We start from the raw sequence: 2742 nt of genomic DNA on the forward strand, positions 1-2742 counted from the left end.
GCCCCGAAAGGACGGCACCCCCGATGGTGACCACCCCGGCCCCCGCGCCCGCAGCCTCACATCTGCGGCCCGGGATGTCCCTTCTTCCCGACGTTGAGAGGCGAGTAACGCCAGATGAGGTCCAGTAGCAACACCTCCTTCCCCAACCGGTTTGCTGCGCATCGGCATGGCTGCACGGTGTGCACGGTCGCTGCGGCTTCGGCTACGGTCGCCGAGGACGTGGAGCGGCGCTGCCCCGAGGGGCGACGTCTATCCACGTGGATGGACACAAGCCACATCCGCACGTGGATGGGCCCGCGTCCGCCGTCGCAGCCGACGGATACCCGCACCTTCATCTGGTCCCGATGCTCTCGGTGCGGCTGGTACGCATGCTTCGTCGAGGACCGACAGGCGATGGAACACACCATGGCCGTACAGGACCATGCCCGCGACGCGTGCGCTCCCGACGGTCAGCTGCCGATGGGCATGGAGGGCTTGTAGTGCTGTCGCCCAGTACGCCTGGTGGTTGCCGCATTCCGCCGCCCACGGCGTGTGCGAGCTCCTCAACCCCGGCTCGGCCGCCCGCCGTGCCATCGACAAGGTCCACTGCACCCGCGCCGATCTCACGTGAAACCGAATGTACCGGGTGTTTGCGTGGCTTGGCCCTGACCGAGCCACGATTCGGAAACCGGCCCGAGGGAGCGGTGACCACCCTTCCCCCCTCGGGCCGTCTCACACCCCTTGGACCGACTGGAGGTTTCCGCCTCATGACTATGCCGAACGCCACGCTCGCCGCCCGGATCCGCAACGAGATCAACGAGCGCCCCGAACACTACGATCAGCACGACTGGTTCAGCGGTGATGTCCTGCGCCCCGATGAGGACCTCAACGCCCCCGTCCACTGCGGCACCACTCTGTGCGTCGCGGGGTACGCCGCCCACTTCACCGGCCACGTCCTGCTTGCCTCAGGGAGCGCTGTGGTGCCGGACACGAGCAGGCGCCAGGACATCGAGTGGGTCGCCCGGGAGGAACTCGGCCTGACCGACGCTGACGCCGAGTGGCTCTTCCACCCCATGCGCACTCAAGAGGAGGTTCTCGTCGCCCTCGATCAGCTCGCCGGCGGTGCTGCGGGCATCGACACCGAGGCCATCACGTCGCACGTCAGCTGACCGCGCAGCAGCCGCCCCGCTCCCGGCGCGCCTCGGGAGCGGGGCATTGTTGAGGGCGTGCGGGACCAGCTCCGGAGGGCGTGAATGCCCGGACCCGCCCCAACCGCGTCTGCCGCGTCTGCCCCGCCTGAGAGCCAGGTATTTGACTGTGCCGCCGGGCCCGGAGGGTTGTGTCGTTTACTCCGCTGTCCATGACAGTCAGGCCCGGCCGGAAAGTTCCCTCGCACGACCCCCTTCTCTCTCGTGCGGCTGTGTGGGCGACCGGCAACGGCTGGGACGCACCGCCCGCCAGCCCCTCTACGGCCCGCGACCCGGCCCGTTTCCCATGTTCGTATCGCACTGAGGAGAACTTCGCCATGTCCAAGAGCGTTGATGTAGCCACCGCGACGATCCATCTTCAGGGTGTGGGGCGTGTGCCCGCGGTTGAGGCATACAGGCTGAAGATGGGCGATCAGCTTATGTACAACTCCGGCGGTGTCTACCAGATCACCAAGATTGAGGATGCCTCACCGAAGTTCTTCCGCCTCTTCGAGGTGAGCGCCGAGACCGGCGAGGAGTACAGCAGGCGCGTGAAGAAGGATGGACTCGTGGCCCGCGTGCCCGAGGCGGACCGCCGCCGTCTGGGCCACGACGCCCCGGTGACCCTTTACCGCGCCCAGGTCTACGCTCCCCATGGCCGAATCTGGATCACCGTGAGCCACGGCGCCACCGTCGAGGCGGCCGTGTCGGGCCGCACCCGACTGAACGGGTTCTCCTACTTCGCCTCCGTGCTCCTGGACCGCCACGGGCTGGGCGGTACCTTCGACGCCCGGGCCGCCAGCGTGAGGGCCATGGCGGAGGGTGAGACCCTCACCGCCGCCGACGGGCACAGGTTCCGCATTCTGCCGCCGGAGCCCACCACGCTGAAGACCGCCGCAACACCCGCGGCTGGTGACGACGAGGCCGCCGAATCCGAATCCGAAACCGTGAACACCTTCCCCGTGGCCACTGCGGCCGTCTATGTGCCCGAGGAGGGGGAGGAGCACCGGGACATCGTCGTGGTGTTGTCCGAGCCCGGCACGGACAACATGGTCAAGGTGCACAGCGTGAAGCACAAAAAGCCCATCCGCGTACCGCTGGCCGGGCTTCGGCCGCTGCCCGAACTCCCCCCTAAGGCCGAGGGCGAGTTGACCGACTGGTGGACCGTCACGGACGCCGAGGGCGTGGAGCTCGCCCGCGTCCAGGCCGTGGACGACCCCGGGGCGCGTGACGTGGCCATGCGGGACGCGAAGGTCGTAGCGGCGTGTCGCCGGGACAAGGGGTTCGCCGTGCGGTGCCTGCGTACCTCCGAGCTGTCGGTGCCGTTCGGCCAGCTGCGCGGACTGCCCCGAATCGCCCCGGCCGAGCCGCGTGTCACGGCCACCGGCGAGCACACGCGAAAGTCGCTGCCGACGCGTCTGCGGGAATCCGGCGCCCCCGGCGGCACCGTCCACAGCAAGAAGGCGGGTGCGCTGCGCTGGCGACTCCCGGACGGCGAGGAGCTGACCCTGGCTGAGGCCGCGAAGCGGTTTCTGAACGACTGAGCGCCCAGCCAGGCCCGGGGTGCGGCACCTGC

Annotated in this window: 2 protein-coding genes; both read left to right on the plus strand. The window is 69.0% G+C overall.

Going from position 1 to position 2742, the window contains the following annotated elements:
• Positions 1-746 precede the first annotated feature (746 nt).
• Positions 747-1148, plus strand: coding sequence for a hypothetical protein (locus EEJ42_RS14910; protein WP_148081949.1), 402 nt, complete (start codon positions 747-749; stop codon positions 1146-1148).
• 443 nt (positions 1149-1591) lie between these two features.
• Positions 1592-2710: a hypothetical protein gene (locus EEJ42_RS14915; protein ID WP_148081950.1), complete on the plus strand. Its 1119-nt coding sequence runs from the start codon at positions 1592-1594 to the stop codon at positions 2708-2710.
• Positions 2711-2742: the final 32 nt, after the last annotated feature.

This window comes from Streptomyces botrytidirepellens, assembly GCF_003721215.1.
Classification (GTDB): Bacteria; Actinomycetota; Actinomycetes; order Streptomycetales; family Streptomycetaceae; genus Streptomyces; species Streptomyces himastatinicus.

Coding starts and splice junctions, on each gene's coding strand:
- EEJ42_RS14910 (WP_148081949.1), top strand. CDS start 747: ATGACTATGCCGAACGCCACGCTCGCCGCCCGGATCCGCAACGAGATC.
- EEJ42_RS14915 (WP_148081950.1), top strand. CDS start 1,592: ATGGGCGATCAGCTTATGTACAACTCCGGCGGTGTCTACCAGATCACC.